At 46.4% G+C, this 524-nt stretch carries 2 protein-coding genes; both read left to right on the forward strand.

All coding sequences use genetic code 11. From position 1 onward, the window contains the following. Positions 1–205 (forward strand): cation:dicarboxylate symporter family transporter (locus R8N47_RS28255; RefSeq protein ID WP_318186489.1); only part of this gene is annotated, 205 nt, incomplete at its 5' end. Positions 206–360: 155 nt separating this feature from the next. Continuing rightward, positions 361–524 (forward strand): exonuclease domain-containing protein (locus tag R8N47_RS28260; protein ID WP_318186490.1); only part of this gene is annotated, 164 nt, incomplete at its 3' end.

Below are 524 nucleotides of genomic sequence, written 5' to 3' on the forward strand. Positions count from 1 at the left end.
CGGTGCAACATTTGCGGCATTGATTGTTCTTCCAGCAATGGGCTTGCCTGTAACGATCGCTGCACTTTTGATCTCAATTGAACCTCTGATTGATATGGCTCGTACTGCGCTGAACGTTTCTGGCTCAATGACGGCAGGCACCATTGCAAGCCGAGTGTTGAAGTCCTCAGAAGCTGAAACGGCTCTTGAAGAAACGAAAGCCTAACCCTTATTTGCTGCCTAAGCAGACAAATGCAAAACTTCAAGCCGATGGTTCGCCATCGGCTTTTTCATTTTCACAACTTCACCTTGCATCTTTCGTTGCTAGTCAAGGCGTTGAATGGTCTAATACTCTTATCGGTTCCGTAAACGGTAAGCAGAATGCACCAAGATAATCAGCCCACTTTTTTCTTCTTTGACTACGAGACTTGGGGTACAAATCCCGCGAAAGATCGTCCAAGCCAATTTGCTGGTGTTCGCACAGATGAAAACTTCAATATCATCGGCGAACCTCTGGTGATGTACTGCCAGCTTCCTGCTGATTT

Source organism: Vibrio sp. 2132-1 (assembly GCF_033344315.1).